Annotated in this window: 20 protein-coding genes; 12 read left to right on the plus strand and 8 right to left on the minus strand. The window is 55.8% G+C overall.

The annotated features are described in order from the left end of the window. The 4 genes from RGV33_RS32775 to RGV33_RS32790 form a co-directional block, all read left to right on the plus strand. The coding region (locus tag RGV33_RS32775; RefSeq protein ID WP_322148789.1) for a hypothetical protein at positions 1-220 on the plus strand (220 nt) is incomplete at its 5' end. Positions 221-330: 110 nt separating this feature from the next. Beyond that, on the plus strand, positions 331-2,013 hold the full coding sequence (locus tag RGV33_RS32780; RefSeq protein ID WP_322148791.1) for an EAL domain-containing protein: 1,683 nt from the start codon (positions 331-333) through the stop codon (positions 2,011-2,013). Positions 2,014-2,413: 400 nt separating this feature from the next. After that, the gene (locus RGV33_RS32785; RefSeq protein ID WP_322148793.1) at positions 2,414-2,680 is read left to right on the plus strand and encodes a hypothetical protein; all 267 of its coding nucleotides are present in this window, start codon (positions 2,414-2,416) and stop codon (positions 2,678-2,680) included. Further along, positions 2,677-3,024, plus strand: coding sequence for a hypothetical protein (locus tag RGV33_RS32790; protein ID WP_322148794.1), 348 nt, complete (start codon positions 2,677-2,679; stop codon positions 3,022-3,024). The genes RGV33_RS32785 and RGV33_RS32790 overlap by 4 nt, the downstream gene beginning before the upstream one ends. Positions 3,025-3,027: 3 nt before the next feature. Here the strand turns inward: RGV33_RS32790 and RGV33_RS32795 are convergent, their stop codons facing one another. Further along, on the minus strand, positions 3,028-3,945 hold the full coding sequence (locus RGV33_RS32795; protein WP_017335988.1) for a recombinase family protein: 918 nt from the start codon (positions 3,943-3,945) through the stop codon (positions 3,028-3,030). Positions 3,946-4,146: 201 nt separating this feature from the next. On the opposite strand from RGV33_RS32795, the gene RGV33_RS32800 reads away from it, so the two are divergent. From RGV33_RS32800 to RGV33_RS32810, 3 genes are read left to right on the plus strand one after another with little or no spacing between them, the layout of a single operon-like run. Further along, on the plus strand, positions 4,147-4,386 hold the full coding sequence (locus RGV33_RS32800; protein WP_017335987.1) for a ribbon-helix-helix domain-containing protein: 240 nt from the start codon (positions 4,147-4,149) through the stop codon (positions 4,384-4,386). Then, positions 4,386-4,796 (plus strand): putative toxin-antitoxin system toxin component, PIN family, encoded by a 411-nt coding sequence (locus tag RGV33_RS32805; protein ID WP_017335986.1) that lies wholly within the window; start codon positions 4,386-4,388, stop codon positions 4,794-4,796. Before RGV33_RS32800 ends, RGV33_RS32805 begins: the two co-directional genes overlap by 1 nt. 3 nt (positions 4,797-4,799) lie before the next feature. Further along, on the plus strand, positions 4,800-7,793 hold the full coding sequence (locus tag RGV33_RS32810; RefSeq protein ID WP_024015052.1) for a Tn3 family transposase: 2,994 nt from the start codon (positions 4,800-4,802) through the stop codon (positions 7,791-7,793). A gap of 102 nt (positions 7,794-7,895) precedes the next feature. On the opposite strand, the gene RGV33_RS32815 is transcribed toward RGV33_RS32810, so the two are convergent. The 6 genes from RGV33_RS32815 to RGV33_RS32840 form a co-directional block, all read right to left on the minus strand. Next, on the minus strand, positions 7,896-8,747 hold the full coding sequence (locus RGV33_RS32815) for a universal stress protein (protein ID WP_017735064.1): 852 nt from the start codon (positions 8,745-8,747) through the stop codon (positions 7,896-7,898). Positions 8,748-8,758: 11 nt separating this feature from the next. Then, entirely contained in the window at positions 8,759-10,246 is a 1,488-nt protein-coding gene (locus tag RGV33_RS32820; protein WP_017735063.1) for a SulP family inorganic anion transporter, read from the minus strand. Positions 10,247-10,828: 582 nt separating this feature from the next. Next, entirely contained in the window at positions 10,829-11,134 is a 306-nt protein-coding gene (locus tag RGV33_RS32825; protein ID WP_017335982.1) for a PadR family transcriptional regulator, read from the minus strand. Positions 11,135-11,144: 10 nt separating this feature from the next. Beyond that, on the minus strand, positions 11,145-12,350 hold the full coding sequence (chrA, locus tag RGV33_RS32830; protein ID WP_017735062.1) for a chromate efflux transporter: 1,206 nt from the start codon (positions 12,348-12,350) through the stop codon (positions 11,145-11,147). Positions 12,351-13,333: 983 nt separating this feature from the next. Continuing rightward, positions 13,334-13,627 carry an addiction module antidote protein gene (locus RGV33_RS32835; protein ID WP_322148798.1) on the minus strand — a complete coding sequence of 98 codons (294 nt, stop codon included), beginning with the start codon at positions 13,625-13,627 and terminating at the stop codon, positions 13,334-13,336. Continuing rightward, positions 13,624-13,926, minus strand: a complete 303-nt coding sequence (locus tag RGV33_RS32840; protein ID WP_322148800.1) for a type II toxin-antitoxin system RelE/ParE family toxin — start codon at positions 13,924-13,926, stop codon at positions 13,624-13,626. Before RGV33_RS32840 ends, RGV33_RS32835 begins: the two co-directional genes overlap by 4 nt. Positions 13,927-14,101: 175 nt before the next feature. On the opposite strand from RGV33_RS32840, the gene RGV33_RS32845 reads away from it, so the two are divergent. From RGV33_RS32845 to RGV33_RS32865, 5 genes are all read left to right on the plus strand, one after another. Beyond that, a complete protein-coding gene (locus RGV33_RS32845) occupies positions 14,102-14,458 on the plus strand; it encodes a hypothetical protein (RefSeq protein WP_322148801.1) in 357 nt (118 codons plus the stop codon). Between the two features lie 430 nt (positions 14,459-14,888). Continuing rightward, positions 14,889-15,341: a hypothetical protein gene (locus tag RGV33_RS32850; RefSeq protein ID WP_322148803.1), complete on the plus strand. Its 453-nt coding sequence runs from the start codon at positions 14,889-14,891 to the stop codon at positions 15,339-15,341. Positions 15,342-15,387: 46 nt separating this feature from the next. Further along, positions 15,388-15,573 carry a hypothetical protein gene (locus RGV33_RS32855; RefSeq protein WP_322148804.1) on the plus strand — a complete coding sequence of 62 codons (186 nt, stop codon included), beginning with the start codon at positions 15,388-15,390 and terminating at the stop codon, positions 15,571-15,573. Between the two features lie 61 nt (positions 15,574-15,634). Next, positions 15,635-16,006: a hypothetical protein gene (locus RGV33_RS32860; RefSeq protein ID WP_322148805.1), complete on the plus strand. Its 372-nt coding sequence runs from the start codon at positions 15,635-15,637 to the stop codon at positions 16,004-16,006. Between the two features lie 47 nt (positions 16,007-16,053). Continuing rightward, positions 16,054-16,212, plus strand: a complete 159-nt coding sequence (locus RGV33_RS32865; RefSeq protein WP_322148806.1) for a hypothetical protein — start codon at positions 16,054-16,056, stop codon at positions 16,210-16,212. 738 nt (positions 16,213-16,950) lie between these two features. Here the strand turns inward: RGV33_RS32865 and RGV33_RS32870 are convergent. Next, on the minus strand, positions 16,951-17,760 hold the full coding sequence (locus tag RGV33_RS32870) for a SprT-like domain-containing protein (protein ID WP_322148807.1): 810 nt from the start codon (positions 17,758-17,760) through the stop codon (positions 16,951-16,953). Positions 17,761-17,889 lie beyond the last annotated feature (129 nt).

The raw sequence follows: 17,889 nt of genomic DNA on the forward strand, positions 1-17,889 counted from the left end.
CTCCGCAGGCTGCGCGCAACGCCTGGCCGCAGGCCAGGCGCGCTGGCTCTGCATGGCGCTTCGGATCTGGTTGGTTGCTCGCCGGTTGAACCATGGCAAGTTTCACCGGTCAGGCATTTGGGAGGGCTCTGAAATGGAATTGGATACCAGCAATTCAGACGTTGGGCTGGATCGGCCATCGCAACGCGCGGGCTCTGGCGGCGCGATCACACTGCTTTAACGTGTTTGTCGGACATCAAGTTGGCGCTGGTCTCGCCAAAAAAAGCAGCTAAAGAATACCTTCAATTGTCATAATAATTTCGATAATTGATACCACAAGGTCACGAATCTATGAGCGCACAAACGATTAAAGATGAGGGAAATGAACACCTACGCCTACTTTTTCAGCAAACACCCGGGTTCATTTGTGTACTGCGCGGCCAGCAGCACATCTTTGAGCTGGCAAACGACGCTTACTATCAGCTTATTGGTCACCGTCAGATTCTGGGCAGCGCGCTATCTGACGTTCTCCCCGAAGTAATCGAGCAGGGCTATCTGGACAAGCTAGACCACGTCTTTGCTACGGGCGAACCTTTCATAGGGCGCGCTCTGCCGATCCAATTACAATGTGTGGTGGATGGTCCATTGGCGCAGTGCTATATCGACCTGATCTACCAACCTATTCGAGATCCTAGCGGTCAGATATCCGGAATATTTGTCCAAGGCAACGACGTCACTGAAGCATATGAACTCGCGCAGGAAGTTTCCTACCAGGCTGCTCACGATTCTTTGACGGGGCTGTACAACCGTCGAGAGTTTGATAAAAAAAGTCGCGAACTGGAAGGGCTTCCTGGTCCCCACGCCTTGTTGTACATGGATCTGGACCATTTCAAGATCATCAATGATCGTGGTGGCCATGCCGCGGGCGATGCATTGTTGCGGCAAGTGGCTGCAATTTTACAGCAACATGTCAGACATACCGATCTGCTGGCGCGTCTAGGCGGCGACGAGTTTGCCTTGATCCTGCGTGACTGCGCAGTAACAGATGCCATAGAGCTAGCGCACACGTTGCGCGGAAAAATTAGTGACATTCCTTTTTTATGGAACGAGCGTCGCTATAGCGTGACCCTCAGCGTCGGTCTTGTGGGATTTGGTACTCTTCAGTTCCTTCCATTCAGTGAGGCTTTGAGTCTAGCCGATATCGCTTGCTTTCTAGCCAAGGAAAAGGGCCGCAACCGTGTCCAGATTAGCTACGCCGACGATCTGGAAATCACTGAGCGGCAGCGTGACATGGACTGGGTCAGCCATATCAAGGATTGCATCAGGGATGATCGAGTCGTGCTGCATGGGCAAACCTTCACCGCCATGCTGGTGCAGCAGCACGATGCTGTCGAGTGTCGTGAAATACTGGCCCGTTTGTTGGACACCCAAGGTAATTTAATTTACCCCGGGTCGTTTATTCCGGCAGCCGAACGTTTTGGGCTTATCGACGAACTGGATCGCCATATTATTCGCAAAGCGTTCTCGAAATTGCAGAGTTTGTCGGCACATCAACGCGCCAAAACCCGCTATTTCATTAATGTATCGGGCATTACCTTAAGTACCCCAGGGTTTTCTGCATACATTGCACGGATGCTAGCTGACTACGTTGATGTGCGACCTTGCCAGGTATGCTTCGAAGTGACAGAAACAGCGGCCATCTCAAGCTTGGCGCACACGGCCCAAATAATCCAACAGCTAGTCGAGCAAGGGTTCAGCTTTGCGCTGGATGATTTTGGCAGCGGCATGTCTTCCTTTTCTTATCTTCAGCAACTGCCTGTTCAGTACGTCAAAATAGACGGTGAGTTTATCAAAGGAATTCTGACCCATCCGGCAGGTGCCTCTATCGTAGAAGCCGTTGTGAACGTCGCACGCGTGATGAATATCTTAACGGTCGCCGAGTCGGTTGAATTTCCCGAGTTGTTGCCCCTATTGCTAGAAATAGGTGTTGACTACGGCCAGGGATTTGCGCTGCATCGGCCAGAGCCACTATAGGCCAGTAACTGCCGAGGCGAAACGCAAGCGCAACGCACCGTCCTCGGTGCTGCTGATGAGACGGTAGTCACCGACTTGATATTTCCAAAAATTTCCTAGCCGGGAGCCTTTTAAGCTTCGCCAATACTGCGCGATCTTCTGGAGTGGACATCCGCTCATGCAGAAATAGCAGGATGCTTGGCACGTGGATCAAGCTTGCCCAGCTCGCTCCGCCGCGCGGTCAAATTCAATCCGCCAAGCATAGCGCTTCATGACATCCTCAAGGGTTACTGTTGCCGAGTGACCTGCGCGGTTAGCAGTCCGTACATCTCAGCTCTATGACTTGACAGAGCACTTAGCTTACGAAAATTTCCGTTTTCTCTATTCACCCCAACTAACAACACAAGGGGAAGGTCTAGCCATGGAACCGCATCTCAATACCCCGGACCCGGAAATCAATTCCGAGGACACGTTAGAGGATCTACTGGACGATCTTGAGCGATCACCCGTTGGCATCTGGCAGAACCTCAGCTACATCAACACGCATGAGCTACAGAGCATTAAAGAGTTTTCAAGAAACTTAACCGCCGCTGTCGATGAAGAGCAGCGGTTACAAGCTGGGATCTTCCCCAATCGGGCACGGCCATTTGCCCGGTCTGCTTTGCCACGTCGCAAGAAGCCGATTTGAAGCAACGGAAAACGCCGGATGAAGATGAGAAGGTCACCTACATTTGGACATGCCCGGCCTGTGATGAATCTGCTGATTATCGGAAATGGAGCTTGAGCCAAAACCGATTGGCTCAACGGGAAATTACGCTTTGGTATTCCCATGTTCTGCCAGGGGAACAGGTCGATTACGTTCCTTTCCCCGACGCAGATCCGGAGCGACATAACGTCAGCGGTCCCGCTTATATTCTTGAGGGGCATACTGCGGTTGTTGATTCGGAGGGGAAATCAGGCTGTGTCGCGGCACGGGCTTGCATTCCGGTGAATCAGGGGTTTGGGGAGCAATGGAACCAAAAACCAACATAAGCCCTACCACCTCCGCTCAGAGCCCTCTTCCCAGGCATCCGCCTCGATAAAGCAATTACGCATCTCGGCCTCTTGGCTGATCTCGGTCAGCAGATCATGTACCGTCTTATCCAGTGCCTCATCGTTGCGATAGGGAATGCTCAGCGCGTAGTTGCCCGACTCAAGCAGCTTCATGCCGTAAGGTTCCAGGCAGTAACGCTCGATATTCTCCAGTGCCCGTTTTTTACCACGCACGAACTTGCTGTTGTTCTCGACGGCCAGGCGCAATATGACCGTCGCGATCCGTTCGGCATTGTCCACTGCCGGTGGGACCGTGATGTTGAGATGCTGGGTGATTTTTGCGGGTACGCCGATCGTTATGCCGCGATGCCGGAGGTAGCGGTAAAGCGTGCTTTTGGAAATGTGCAGTTTCTTGCCAATGGCGCTCACACTTAACCGACCCTCTCGGTACAGCGTTTCTGCGGCCATAGCGGTCGCTTCCGCCTGAGCGGGCAGCCCCTTCGGGCGGCCACCGACTCGACCACGTGACCGTGCAGCGGACAAGCCTGCCTGTGTGCGCTCACGAATCAACTCACGTTCGAACTCTGCCAATGAAGCGAACAGGTTGAACACAAAGCGGCCTTGCGCGTGGGTGGTATCGATGGGGTCATTCAGACTTTGCAGGCCAACGTTACGAGCGGCCAATTCACCGACCAGTTCGACCAGGTGCTTGAGCGAGCGCCCTAGACGATCCAGCTTCCAAATCACCACAGCATCACCGGCCCGTACATGAACCAATAATTTGTCCAGTTCCGGACGTGCGCTTTTTGAGCCGCTGGCAACGTCTTGATAGATCCGCTCGCACCCTGCCTTTGTCAGAGCATCGATCTGGAGGTCGGCGTTCTGATCCCGAGTACTCACCCGCGCATAGCCAATTTTCATCAAAAGTACCGTTTACTCAACAGAGAAATTGAAAATAGAACCTTGATTAACGATACCAGTATTTAAAACCATAATATGGGCTAACTCGGAGCTGGGCAGGTCTTCCGTTAAAGTTCTATAAAACGAGGGTTTTATCGAACCGTTGCGGCGCAGTGAGGATCGAGTGTATAAACACATAAACACCTAACATTGGAAAAAGTCATGAATACCACTCGCTGGAACGTCGCCGTCTCCACCGACACCGACCAATCGCTTCGCATGTTTCTGGCCAGCCAAGGCGGTGGCCGTAAGGGCGACCTGTCGCGCTTCATCGAAGAAGCGGTGCGGGCACACATCCTGGAGCTGAGCGCCGAACAGGCCAAGGTTTCCAATGCCCATCTGAGTGAGGCCGAACTGACCGAAGCGGTTGAAGAAGCGCTCGACTGGGCGCGTAAGCGCTGATGCGGGTTGTATTGGATACCAACATTCTGTTCAGTGCGCTGATCTCACCGCATGGGTCTCCTGATGCGATCTATCGGGCCTGGCGTTCAGCTCGCTTCGAGGTGGTGACTTCACGGGCACAGCTCGACGAAATTCGTCGCGCCAGTCGTTACCCCAAGCTTCAGGCCATCCTTCAGCCTGCCAAAGTGGGGGCCATGATCAATAACCTGCAACGCGCCGTGGTATTGGAGCGGTTGACCATTGAGGTTGAAGCCGATGATCCGGATGACTCTTTTCTGCTGGCCATGGCTTTGGCGGGCAATGCGGACTACCTAGTAACCGGTGATCGACGCGCAGGCCTCTTGCAGCGCGGACATATCGAACGCACGCGGATTGTCACCCCCGCCGTGTTCTGCGCCGAGGTACTGTGATCGATGCCGGTTGGTTTTCTGACTCAGGAGCAACGCGACGGCTTTGGTCGCTACATCGATGCGCCCAGCCGTGATGAACTGGAGCGCTACTTCCACCTGAGCGATGAAGACCGTGAAGCCGTCCAGGTACTACGGGGCAACCATAACCGCTTGGGCTATGCCGTTCTGCTGACTACCGTTCGCTTCGTCGGTGTTTTGCCGGACAAACCCACGGCTGTGCCGGTGGAAGTCCTGCTTGTGCTTTGTCGGCAATTGGCAATCGCCGACCCTGACTGTCTTGTACGTTATAGCGATCATCGTCGCTGGATACATGCGGCCGATATTCAAGAGCGCTATGGCTATCGCCACTTTACTGACCCAGGCATCGGCTTTCGTTTGAGCCGATGGCTGTATGCCCTTTGCTGGACTGGTACTGATCGTCCTGGCGTGCTGTTCGAACGAGCTACCTCATGGCTGCTCACACAGAAAGTCCTATTGCCCGGAATTTCCCAGTTAGAGCGCTTCATTGCCCAACTGCGTAGCCGGGTTGAAGAACGCCTCTGGTACACCTTGGGCCGCAGCGTGACCGAGGAGCAAAGACAGCACCTACAAGACTTGCTTCTGGTGGCCGAAGGCAACCGTAGTTCCCGACTGGATCAACTACGCTCCGGCCCGGTGATGGTCAGTGGCCCTGCACTGGTTCGGGCGCTGCGTCGGCTGGATGATGTACGCGGGTTGGGTATCGCCTTACCGGCAGCTGCGCATATCCCTCCCAGCCGCATTGCCGCCCTGGCTCGCTTTGCCAACACCGCGAAGGTCACGGCCATCAATCGACTGCCGGCGTCGCGCCGGTTGGCGACGTTGGTGGCATTCGCGGTTTCCTTGGAAGCCAGTGCGCACGACGATGCTCTGGAAGTTCTGGAAGCGCTACTGCGTGATATCTTCAACAACGCAGAGAAGGCTGACAAGAAGGCTCGGTTGCGTAGTCTAAAAGACCTGGATCGCTCGGCGGCAATGCTCGCCGCTGCGTGCAAGGTCGTGCTGGATAGCTCGATCAGCGATGACAATGTCCGTGCCCGGCTGTTCAACGACCTGCCACGTGTCACGCTGGAGAAAGCCCTGGAAGAGGTCAATGCGTTGATCCGTCCGGCCAACGATGTGTTTTACCTCGCTCTGGAGGAGCGCTACCGCAGCGTGCGCCGTTTCCTTCCTGACTTATTGAAACATATTCGCTTCGGCTTCAGCCCGGCGGGTAAGGGTGTGGCGGCTAGTTTGGACTGGTTGCAACTGAACTTGCCTCGCAGGAAGCCGGAGGATGACGTGCCGCAGGAGATCGTGGCCAAGGCTTGGCAGAACCACATCACTCGCGAAGATGGCTCCCTCGACATGGGCGCCTATGTCTTCTGCACGCTTGATGCACTACGCACGGCCCTACGCCGCCGCGATGTCTTTGTTGCACCCAGTTGGCGCTATGCCGACCCGCGTATCGGTCTGCTCGATGGTGCAGAATGGCTGTCGGCGCGACCGATCATCTGTCGCTCACTGGGCCTGACTGTGAACGCCAAAACCACCTTGGACGCCTTGTCTGCCGAGCTGGATGCGACTTGGTACGCAGTCGCCGCTCGCCTGCCCGACAATCCTGCGATCCAGTTGAGTGAGAATACAGAGGGCAAAACCGAGCTGTCCCTCGGAGCGCTGGAGAAGCTGGAAGAGCCCAACTCGTTGCTGCAACTGCGTGCAGCCGTGGCCGACTTGATGCCGCGTGTCGATTTGCCGGAAATCCTGTTAGAAATCGCCGCTCGTACCGGCTTCACTGAAGCCTTCACCCATGTGTCCGAACGCAATGCGCGGGCCGACAACTTGGTGACGAGTTTGTGCGCAGTGCTCTTGGGAGGAGCCTGTAACACCGGCCTGGAGCCCTTGACTCGCAACGACAACCAAGCGCTGCGCCGTGACCGGCTGTCCTGGGTGAGCCAGAACTATCTCCGTGACGATACCCTGTCGGCAGCCAATGCCATTTTGGTGGCTGCGCAGAGTCAACTGGAGCTGGCTCAGGTCTGGGGCGGCGGCGAGGTGGCCTCCGCCGATGGCATGCGTTTTGTCGTACCTGTGCGTACCGTACATGCCGGCCCTAACCCGAAGTATTTCGGTACCGGCCGGGGCGTCACCTGGTACAACCTGATCTCCGACCAGTTTTCCGGTCTTAACGCCATTACGGTGCCCGGCACCCTGCGCGACAGCCTAGTATTGCTCGCGGTTGTGCTGGAACAACAGACCGAATTGCAGCCCACACAAATCATGACCGATACCGGTGCTTACAGCGATGTGGTGTTCGGGTTATTCCGTCTGCTCGGTTATCACTTCTGCCCGCGCCTGGCTGATGTCGGCGGTACCCGCTTCTGGCGCACCCGCCCGGACGCGGATTACGGCAAGCTCAACGGACTTGCTCGCCAGTCAGTCAAGCTCGACCTGATCGCCGAGCACTGGGATGACCTGTTGCGTTTGGCTGGCTCACTCAAACTTGGCCGAGTGCCGGCGACAGGCATCATGCGCACCCTACAAACGGGAGATCGTCCGACCCGTCTGGCCCAGGCGTTGGCAGAGTTCGGACGGATCGAGAAAACCCTGCATACGTTGACCTACATTGATGATGAGTCCAAGCGCCGCGCCACCCTGACCCAACTGAATCGCGGCGAAGGCCGACACAGCCTGGCTCGCGCCGTGTTCCATGGCAAACGAGGCGAGCTTCGCCAGCGCTACCGAGAAGGCCAGGAGGATCAACTCGGTGCCCTGGGCCTGGTGGTAAATATCATTGTGCTATGGAATACCCTCTACATGACGGCTGCCGTGGAGCGGTTAAAGCAGCACGGCTACCCGGTACAGGACGAAGACCTGGCTCGTTTGTCGCCGCTGATCTTCGAGCACATCAATATGTTGGGACGGTACTCCTTCGCGGTACCAGAAGAGGTCGCCCGAGGTGAGCTACGGCCACTGCGTAATCCAGACGACGATATTTAGGTGCGCAGGTCGAACTCAGTGGGCTATGTTGTCAGATAGCTTAGATGGGATTGACCACAGCATTTCTCAATAAGTAGAAACACTGTGGCTTAGAGAGTTATCTCAGCGCAGCAGCAATACAGGCATGGTGGCTGTTCGAAGCATCGTCGTAGTCGTGCTTCCTACCAAAAACTGCCTGATGCGTGAATGCCCATAGGCACCCATGACCAGCAGATCAATGCCGTGCTCTGTCTGATAATCGTGCAGAGCCGACTCCACCTCACCTTGTCTGATTTCAGCTTGGACTAGGAAGCCAGCCGAGAGAAGCATGCTTTGTGCTTTTCCCAGTGCCTCGTGATTGCTCACCGAATCTGCACCGACCGTAACAAGATGAATGGGCAAGTCTTTGCAAAGCGAACTGGCGGCAAACATTTGGATGGTTTTGTAGGCTGTGGAGCTGCCGTCAAATGCGAGCATCACCTTTTCGGGCTTTTTATAGCTGTTGGCTGTGATCAGGATAGGCCGGTGAATTGTTCGCACTACAGCTTCTATCTGGCTGCCAAGGCTGTGCGCGTTGCGTGAGTTGTCTTCACCCACTCTTCCTATCACCAACAGTCGAATATCCTCCTGAAGGTCGCTCAGACTTTCTACCAAGTGTCCGTGGCGCTGCTTCAGCTCAGGAAACGCAGCGCCGGAAATGACCGTTCGCTCCCTGGCCTTTTCCAGCATGTGTTGGCCCTGTTCCAGAGCGAGTCTGGCGCGTTGGGCATCCAATGTAGCCAGCTCCTCCAGCAGATGCTCTCGACTGCCGAGACCAATATTTCCACTTAGGTCAGCTGCTGCTGGGTATTTCTCTTCATCCAATACGTGAAGCAAGGTAAGAGGCGCGTTGAGTCGCTGCGACGCCCATGCTGCGTAGTCGCAGACCGCCAATGAGGATTGTGAGTTATCAATACATGCCATTACGTGGGTCATTGTCGATCTCCTTAGTGGCTCATGAGCTTGTCGATGGCGCCAGGTTTGTCATGCACGCCAAAGCGGTCAACGATTGTGGCGCTGGCCTCATTTAGACCCAGCACTTCAACCTCGGCGCCCTCGCGACGGAACTTGATTACCACTTTATCCAGCGCGGCGACGGCGGTGATATCCCAGAAATGCGCCTGTGTCAGATCGATGGTGACCTTGTTGAGCGCTTCCTTGAAGTCAAAAACTTCGGTGAACTTGTCTGCCGAGCTGAAGAACACCTGGCCTACCACGCGGTAAGTCCGATGCGACTCCGTCTCTTCAAGACTGCTCTTGATATCGAGGTAATGTCCGACCTTGTTCGCAAAGAACAACGAAGCCAGCAGTACGCCGACCAACACGCCGTAAGCCAGATTATGCGTTGCCACGACCACCACAACGGTCGCGACCATGACGAGGTTGGTCGACAGTGGGTGCTCTTTCAGATTGCGCAAGGAATCCCAGCTAAAGGTGCCGATGGATACCATGATCATCACAGCAACCAATGCAGCCATCGGGATCTTGGAGAGCCATTCGCCGAGGAAAACGACCATCAGCAGCAAGAAAATGCCCGCGCACAATGTGGAGAGACGGGTACGTCCACCGGATTTCACGTTGATGATCGACTGGCCGATCATGGCGCAGCCTGCCATACCGCCGAGCATCCCGGCAGCGATGTTGGCAATGCCTTGACCCTTGCATTCACGGTTTTTGTTGCTGGTGGTATCGGTCAAATCGTCGACGATGGTCGCGGTCATCATGGACTCAAGCAGACCTACTACGGCCAAGGCGGCTGAGTACGGGAAGATGATGCGCAGAGTTTCAACGTTCAGCGGGACTTCAGGCCACAGGAAAATCGGCAGCGTGTCCGGCAGTTCGCCCATGTCACCCACAGTGCGGATATCCAGACCGAGGTAAATAGCAATGGCCGTCAGGGCCAGGATGCACACCAGCGGCGAGGGAATCAGCTTGCCGATCTTCGGTACATACGGAAACAGATAGATTATTCCGAGGCCCACTACGGTCATGGCGTAAACGTGCCAGGTCACGTTGGTCAATTCAGGTAACTGCGCCATGAAAATCAGAATCGCCAATGCATTCACAAAGCCTGTGACTACCGAGCGCGAAACAAAGCGCATCAGAGAGCCCAGTTTCAGGTATCCAGCGAGGATTTGAAGCGCCCCGCAGAGCAAGGTGGCTGCCAGCAAATACTGAAGCCCGTGATCTTTTACCAGGGTGACCATCAGCAGTGCCATCGCACCGGTAGCTGCCGAGATCATGCCGGGTCGACCGCCGACGAAGGCGATGACAGCACAGATACAGAAGGAGGCGTAGAGACCGACCTTGGGGTCGACGCCGGCAATGATAGAGAAAGCAATGGCCTCCGGGATCAGCGCGAGCGCGACCACGATCCCCGCGAGCACGTCTCCACGGACGTTGGAAAACCACGTTTGTTTGAGCGATTGCAGCATCAGAATATCCAAGGCAATGCACCACACGCACACCAGGCAGATGGCGAGCGCGTCGATACGAATTCAAGTTGTGAGGATTATTTGGCTGTGTGCCTTGGGTGTAAAAACCGGGCATACAGCAGTACGCGACCGCGAGCGAAACTAGCGGAAGCGAGATGTTGCGAGGGGGCGTAGCGCTAAGGCGGCGTAGGCTGCCAGTAGATCGTTTGGAGTACAGTCATGCTGGTGTTCCTGTAGCTCAAGAGGTATGGCTGAGCGATAAAGTATACAGTGAAGATATCGTCAAATGCGACCTGCTGCCTCGTTTGGGTCAGTTCTTCCAGCCGTGCTGATCTCCCTAGGGCAAGTCTTTCTAGATTAAACCGCGACGAACTCCGCTGTCAGGCAGTGTACACATGGTGGAGAGATCAATTCAGATCCTCCTGGGGTCGATAGAGAAATCGGAAAAAATCGTACGCTAAGCATTCGGCCTGTCAGGTTGAGGCCATAGAGATTGACGCCTTGGCGTCAGAAAATGCAGAAAGCGGCCCTAGTCTGACGCGGTGCCAGTGAACCGCCTGACGCCGAGTTGAAGCCGTAAACTCAGCAACCTTCGATCAACTCGCCGAACAGTTCCTTAACCTTTGCACGTGCCTCGACCAGCGCAACTTGGCCTTGCTCAGTGATCTCATAGACACGCCGTTCACGTCGCCCGGTGCGTTCGTGGCGTGAGGTCAAATAGCCCTTCTTTTCCAGCCCGTGCAGCATTGGGTATACCGTCCCGGCGCTCAGCTCGTAGCCGTGTCGTTGCAGTTCTTCGATGATTCCCAGTCCGAAGACGGGCTTCTCGGCTGCATGGTGAAGTATGTGCAGGCGGATCAACCCGCCGTACAGGTCTTTATCTGTCATTTTTCGTGCCTCACAGCGCGATACTCAACAGCCAACCCGCTGCACCGCTGCCGACGACAACTAGCCACGGCGGGAGCTTCCAGAACATCAGTGCGACAAGGGCGACCAGGGCCAAGACAAAGTCTTGCGGCTGAAATATGGCGCTAGTCCATACAGGGTGATAGAACGCGGCCAGCAGCAGGCCAACCACCGCCGCATTGACCCCAGCCAGCGCGGCTTGCATGCCTGTATTGCGACGCAGACGCTCCCAAAATGGCATGGCTCCCACAACCAGCAGAAAAGAGGGTGCGAAGATAGCCAGTAGGCACACAATACCGCCGACCCAGCCAGAGGGAGCGGTGCTCATCGAAGCACCAAGGAACGCGGCGAATGTGAACAATGGGCCGGGCACCGCTTGAGCCGCCCCGTACCCCGCGAGGAAGGATTCATTACTGACCCAGCCGGAGGACACCACTTCGGCTTGCAGCAGCGGCAACACAACGTGGCCACCACCGAACACTAGTGACCCCACACGATAGAAGGCGTCCACTACCACCATCGTTGGACTTGGCAGCAATTTTGCCAAGATCGGTAGGCCAATCAGCAGGGCAAAAAATAACGATAGCCAAAGTGCGCCGGCCCGGTGACTGACCGTGATAGGTAGTGGGTCGTGCTCAACAGTATGTGCTGGCTTGAACAATAGTCGGCCTATGATGCCTGCGGCAGCAATCACACCAACCTGCCCCCACGCGGACGGTACGAGCAGGACAGCACAGGCGGCAATCGCCATTATTGTGACTCTCAGCCCATCCGTACACAGGTTGCGCGCCATGCCCCATACCGCTTGGGCGACTACGGCAACGGCCACCACTTTTAGGCCATGCAACGCGCCCGGCGAAACGGAATCCCCATAGTTGGAAATGCCCAGCGCGAACAGGATTAAAGCTACGGCCGAAGGCAGCGTAAAGCCTGTCCAAGCAGCCAGCGCCCCGCTATATCCAGCCCGTGATAGCCCCAACGCTATGCCGACCTGGCTGCTTGCTGGGCCTGGAAGAAATTGGCACAGCGCCACTAAATCAGCATAGCTGCGTTCAGACAACCAGCGCCGTCGTGTGACGAACTCGTCACGGAAATAGCCTAAGTGCACGATGGGGCCGCCGAAGGAGGTCAATCCAAGTCGTAGAAAAATAAGAAAAACCGACCATGGGCTGCGGTCATCGGTGGAGGTATTAGTCATGCGTTGGCCTACCTGATTTTCCACAGATTAATCCATAATAATCGAACTTCGATAACGAAATTCGATTTTATAGCTGCCCAAAACAACTGGAGTACCGTGCAATTCGTACTGGGTGTCGCAATGCAAGTAATCGATGTTGTGCTAGCCGCTGGTTTTGTCTGCTAGCACAGTTCATTAGCAAAACACGCTTGGCCTTAGCGTACGATTTTTTCCGTTTTCTCTATTGCCCCCCTCCTGGTCACTCCGAATGCAAATAACTGGTCAAGAATGCAGCCGGCTGGTCAATAACGGCGCCAATGGGTGGTCAAGTTGCGCAATGGTTTTATCGAGTCGGATGCCTGGGAAGAGGGCTCTGAACGGAGCTAGTCGGGCTTACGTTGGTTTTTGGTTCCATTGCTCCCCAAACCCCAATCACGCATGGCTTCATAAATGGCTTCCCCTTTAATGATGCATTGGCGTGTTCGGCTACGCCTCAGCGGCTGTCGTGAACCAAGCCCCGGCCAAGAGCGCGCCGGGTCTTGGCCCTTCGGGCTTCCATCCTCACGCCTTCGCCCGTAAACGGGCTGCGCGCTCCGCTTGCCTCCGGTCGCAAGCGACCTGCGCACCGTCCTGCAGGACGGTTTGCCCGCACTCCGCGAGTGACCAGGTAGCCCGCCGTCATCGTTTGGTAGCGAACGCCCCGATGTTCTATCCGCCGCTGTGCCTTGCCTGCAAGGTGCTTTCGCGGCATATCCTCGGGCGATGAAACTGCCCTCCGGTATTCCACGACACCTTGCACGCGGCCCGTCTCTGGATAGAACGGGCTTACCGCGACCAACCGAAGCCGACGAGCAGATCCACCACCGGCAGCGCGCTCCAATGCGAAGGGGTTTTGAGGCTCGCTGCGCGAGCGCTGTTAAAAGGATTTGTTTCCCGCTCTAACGCTCGGCATTCGGAGCAGATCAGAAAGCCAGCGGCGTCAAGCACACCGGCTAAAAACTTGATCAGGAAGGCGCGTGCTGACGTGCTGTCATGTCCACACCAACGGCGCGCATCACGGCCAGCATGGTTTTCAGCGTGGGGTTCCCTTTCTCGCTGAATGACCGATAGAGCATTTCGCGGGACAGGCCGGATTCCTTGGCAATTTCGGTCATACCCTTGGCTCTGGCAACTATGCCGAGCGCTTTAGCGATGTGGCCCGCATCACCAGATTCAAAGGCGTCAGCCATGAAAACGGCAATGGTTTCAGAATCAACCAGCGCCGCCGCTGGGTCATAGTCATAAAGTGGCTCGTTCATTCATTGTCGCTCCAATCTTTTGCAAGGATTTTGGCCGTTTCAATGTCGCGGGATTGCGTGGCCTTGTCGCCTCCACACAGCAAAATCACCAGCTCATCGCCGCGTTGCTGAAAATACACCCGATACCCCGGCCCATAGTGAATACGCAACTCGCTAACGCCTTGGCCAACTGGGGAGACATCCCCCATCAGTCCGTTTGCTACCCGGATGACCCGAGCGGCAATCGCGGCCTTTGCAGTCCTGTCTTTGAGTTTGCTTTCCCAAGTGCGAAACGTCGCGGTCTGTTTGATCGTTTTCATAGGTGCATTGTAGCGTATAAATCACACTCAGTCAGAGACTATTTGTACAATGTGATTGTACAAACAGTTGACAGAATGCAGGGCAAATGAGACACTAAAACCGTCGAAGCAATCAGCCTCGACACTGGGCAAAGCGGCGGCAACCGCTCCAGTAAATCTGCGAAGGAGATACACCATGGCTAGTGCAGCTCAGATCACCAGCGTTGAAAACTGCCTTTCCCATAATGACCTTTTCGCCTTCTGGAATGGTCGCCCTAAAGGCGATGCCCCCGTATCCGACTATGATCCCGCAGCAGTGATCGACGCTCACCAGAAGGAAGCTAGCCGTTGCTGTGGCTGTTACTTTGAGTTGTACGAGGCCATCTTGCTGCGCGGTCTTCGTAATGAGCTGGATAAGCTCGAAGGCGCAGATAAGCTCGCGTTTCAACAGGCGCTGTGGGTTAGCCGGATCAAGGTTGATGATGAGGCAATCGCAGAAGCAGAGCAGGCCGAAAGCGAATGCATGGATGAAGTACGACGCGACCAGGAGTAATCACCAGTGCCCCGGCCAGCTGGGGCATTGCTGCAATGAGGGGATTTTATGCCTGTCGTAGCTATCACCAGCCTTGCTGGAATACTCCGATTCGTTCGACGTCGAAGACCTGCAAACCTTGTTCGGGGAATTGTTGATCGAGGCCAAGGAGAAAGGAGCGCTAGACCTTCCAGCACCCGAAAATAACGGCCTAGCCATTGAATGCACGAGCGTAGGCCGGGTTTCCCCGGACTGGCGAGATTAGCCAATTAAGGGCCAGCGAGTGTGGAAATTCTCGCACGAGAGAAAATGTTAGTAATATTAGATTTTACAAATGGTTGACGTATTCGAAGTGATTTGAGATAATAACCACGTCGAAGCAATACTGCCTCGACACCCCGGAACACGCGGCGGCAACCGCTCCGGGGCCATCTGCGAAAGAGGCAACATCATGACGACTACAATCGAGCAAGTTTTCTATCAGCCGGGACAACACTGGGTTTGGGCCTACGCGGAAAAATCAGCCTCCGGCGAATGGGTTGACCAGTGCGGGGCCAACCTTGAAAAGCTCGCCGGCCGTTATCCGGGCATGGAAATCATCACCAGTGATGAAGCTGTCGCCAAGATCGAAGCCCTCAGCAAAGCGGCCCCCATCCTGATCGATGCAGAAGCCTATGACGACGCGCTCAACATGCTCCCGCCCATGGGCTGGGTTCATGACTGCGACGCCTCTTCATTCAAAATGAGCGAACGCACAAACGGTCGAATCACCCGGATCTATGTTCGCCTCGGTCGTCACTGTTTCCGTTTCTCGGCTGAATACACCATGTCGCACGCCGATGCAGTTGCCACCGTTCGTGCAGCTGCGCCGAAACTTCTCGCGGCGCAAGTAGCGACCGCCTAAACCAGACCGGGAGCGGTTAGCCGCTCCCCCTGCAAAGGCCATGAACATGACCCGCAATGCTGCAATTGCCCTAATCAAGCTCGCCGGATACCACGGCGACACCAAGACCGCCATGCGGATCTACACCGAAAATCGCGTCAGTCATACGGCCTACCCCGAGGCATATGCTCGGGGTGGCCAGCTCAAGCAAGAAGGCATGGCCTGCACTTGTTTCGAATGTAACCCGCGATAAACCCAATAACCTCGGCATCAGCGGCGGCAACCGCGCCGGGGTTCTGCGAAGGAAGGACATCATGAGCGTAACCATCGTCAGCGACACCCACATCACCGCCCTAGTCGCATTCGCATTAGGCGAGAACTGGCACGCGCCCGAACAGCGAACGGAGGCACAGCGCATCGCTGATTGCCTCAAATCCACGAATGTGGACGCGTACAACGAAGTAAACATGGACGAACCCGGCATTGATGAGCCGCCTTGCGTTTTGGTCGCTGGCCAAGTCATTCCGACAGCTTTGCAGGCACTCAAGCTGATCGAGTTCTACGAGTCTCACGCTAGCGAATTTGGTGGTTACTTCTACAACACCGCAGCATATGAAATTCGCTCGATGGGCGCCCAAGCCATCGCTCAGCTCGACGGCTACGCCGCCGCGCCGTTCACCCTTTGACCTGATCACGCGGCGGGGCAGATCCCGTCGCTTCTGCTGGAGGTGGTATGAAAAAATTAACGTTCACCCACGCGGGCCAGGTCATTCGCAATCCGTTTTTCTCGGCTTGCGGCCAGCACCAGGTTAATCCGATCGAAGCCTACGGCTTTGAAAGCGTCGAGACGGGTGGCGGCTTGACCTTGCCGATGGCCATCACCTGTTGTTGACGGATAGCAGCGGTTGCTATGAGCCGGATCTAGAAGACTGGCCGCACGCTCTGGCCTTATTGAACACTGAGACTGGCGATGAGGTTTGCTGTGTTTTCGCTCGGGAATTGCTGAGGGTCATCGAGTAATTCCGCGTTTCCTATTGAAATCTGTTGTGTAACTGCCCTGCTACTTGCTCAGATTTCAACGTAGATCGCCCGCTTCGGCGGGTTTTTCTGGTCTGGCTCGATGGGTTGCATGTGTTCCAGGGCGTGCCCCCTTCGAGGTACGGCTGTCGTGAACCAAGCCCCGGCCAAGAGCGCGCCGGGTCTTGGTCCTACGGGCTTCCATCCTCACGCCTTCGCCCGTGAACGGGCTGCGCGCTCCGCTTGCAAAAGGGGACGTACTACCAAAAACTCTATCGTACGATACATGGGAAAATCCCCCCGGTCCGCACCCGTGCGGGCACCGCACCGCTCAGCGATCAAGGTCAGTGCCAGGCTCAGGAAATCACCCTGCGCTCGGGCAAACAGCCGCCACGATCCGTGGACAGCCGCACCGCTCGCTCTTGGCCTCTTGCGGGCCTCGCTCGCTCGATGATTTTGCGTGCGCTTCCCGGGGCGGCTCGATGTCTTCGACGACCAAAGGGGTGCCCCCCTTAGATCCGCAGACTTAATGCCTCCGGTCGCAAGCGACCTGCGCGCCGCCACCAGGGCGACTTGCACAGGCCGGATCCGAAAGCCTGACAGACTGGGCTAATCAGCCCTCCGTCACCGGCGCCGGTTTTGCCTCGGTGTCATCTTCGGCGGGATCAACTTCAACGAAGTCTTTCGAGTCGATGAATTTCACCTCGCATTCAACACACGCGAGTTTGCCGCTTAGCCCCGGCTTGCCCCACACATTTAGGCGGCAGCTCGGACACATATATTTGCGTTTGTTTTTGGGGTCATCCTTACTCGGTTCGGGCTGGATCAAACCGGCAGAAGTCAGCCCGGCGATGTCAATCGTTGGATCCTCCGGCGATGGGGTTCCCGGCTCGCCGTCTGGCCCATACATGACAAGGCTCATTGGTACACGTTTGGCTACGATGTCGATCCACGACAGCATTCGCCCCTGCGTAATCAGCTCTTTACATGTCACATCGAAGGGGCCGCCTTCGATTATGTAGTGCGTCATCTGCTGGCCATGCCGCTTCCCTCCGGGTTCGCCGGTATGGCTCGGCATCAGCCCCACGGATTCCATTTTGTCTGCCCATTCGGCGTTGTGATAGCCGCCGCGTGAGCGCTTTCCAAAGTGTGCTTGCCATTGATGAACCTGTTCATGCACCAACGTCGATAGCGTCTGCTCAACACGTCGATGCGCGAAGTACGCCGGATTCAAAGCCAGCTCATCACTTTTCCCATCGCCGTTCCGGCGCAGGAAACGCGACTCCGAGTAATACCCGAACGTGTTGCTTTTGCGCTGCAACGTGAACAAGCAGCCCGGAAGCTGGCCAGCGAACAAAACCTCATTGAAAAAGGCGTATGCCCCCGCGATTTCCTCGTACAACTCTTCACTCGGATTAATCATCAGCCGTCCTTTTCTCGCACGCGAGAATCGCCCCCTGGCCCGATCGACCAGCGGCCTAAAGTGGGGGGAAAACAAAGTTTCATCTGTATCGTACGATACATGAGAAAGCCGAAAAAAGGGGGCGTACCC

Source organism: Pseudomonas sp. Bout1, assembly GCF_034314165.1.
GTDB lineage: Bacteria > Pseudomonadota > Gammaproteobacteria > Pseudomonadales > Pseudomonadaceae > Aquipseudomonas.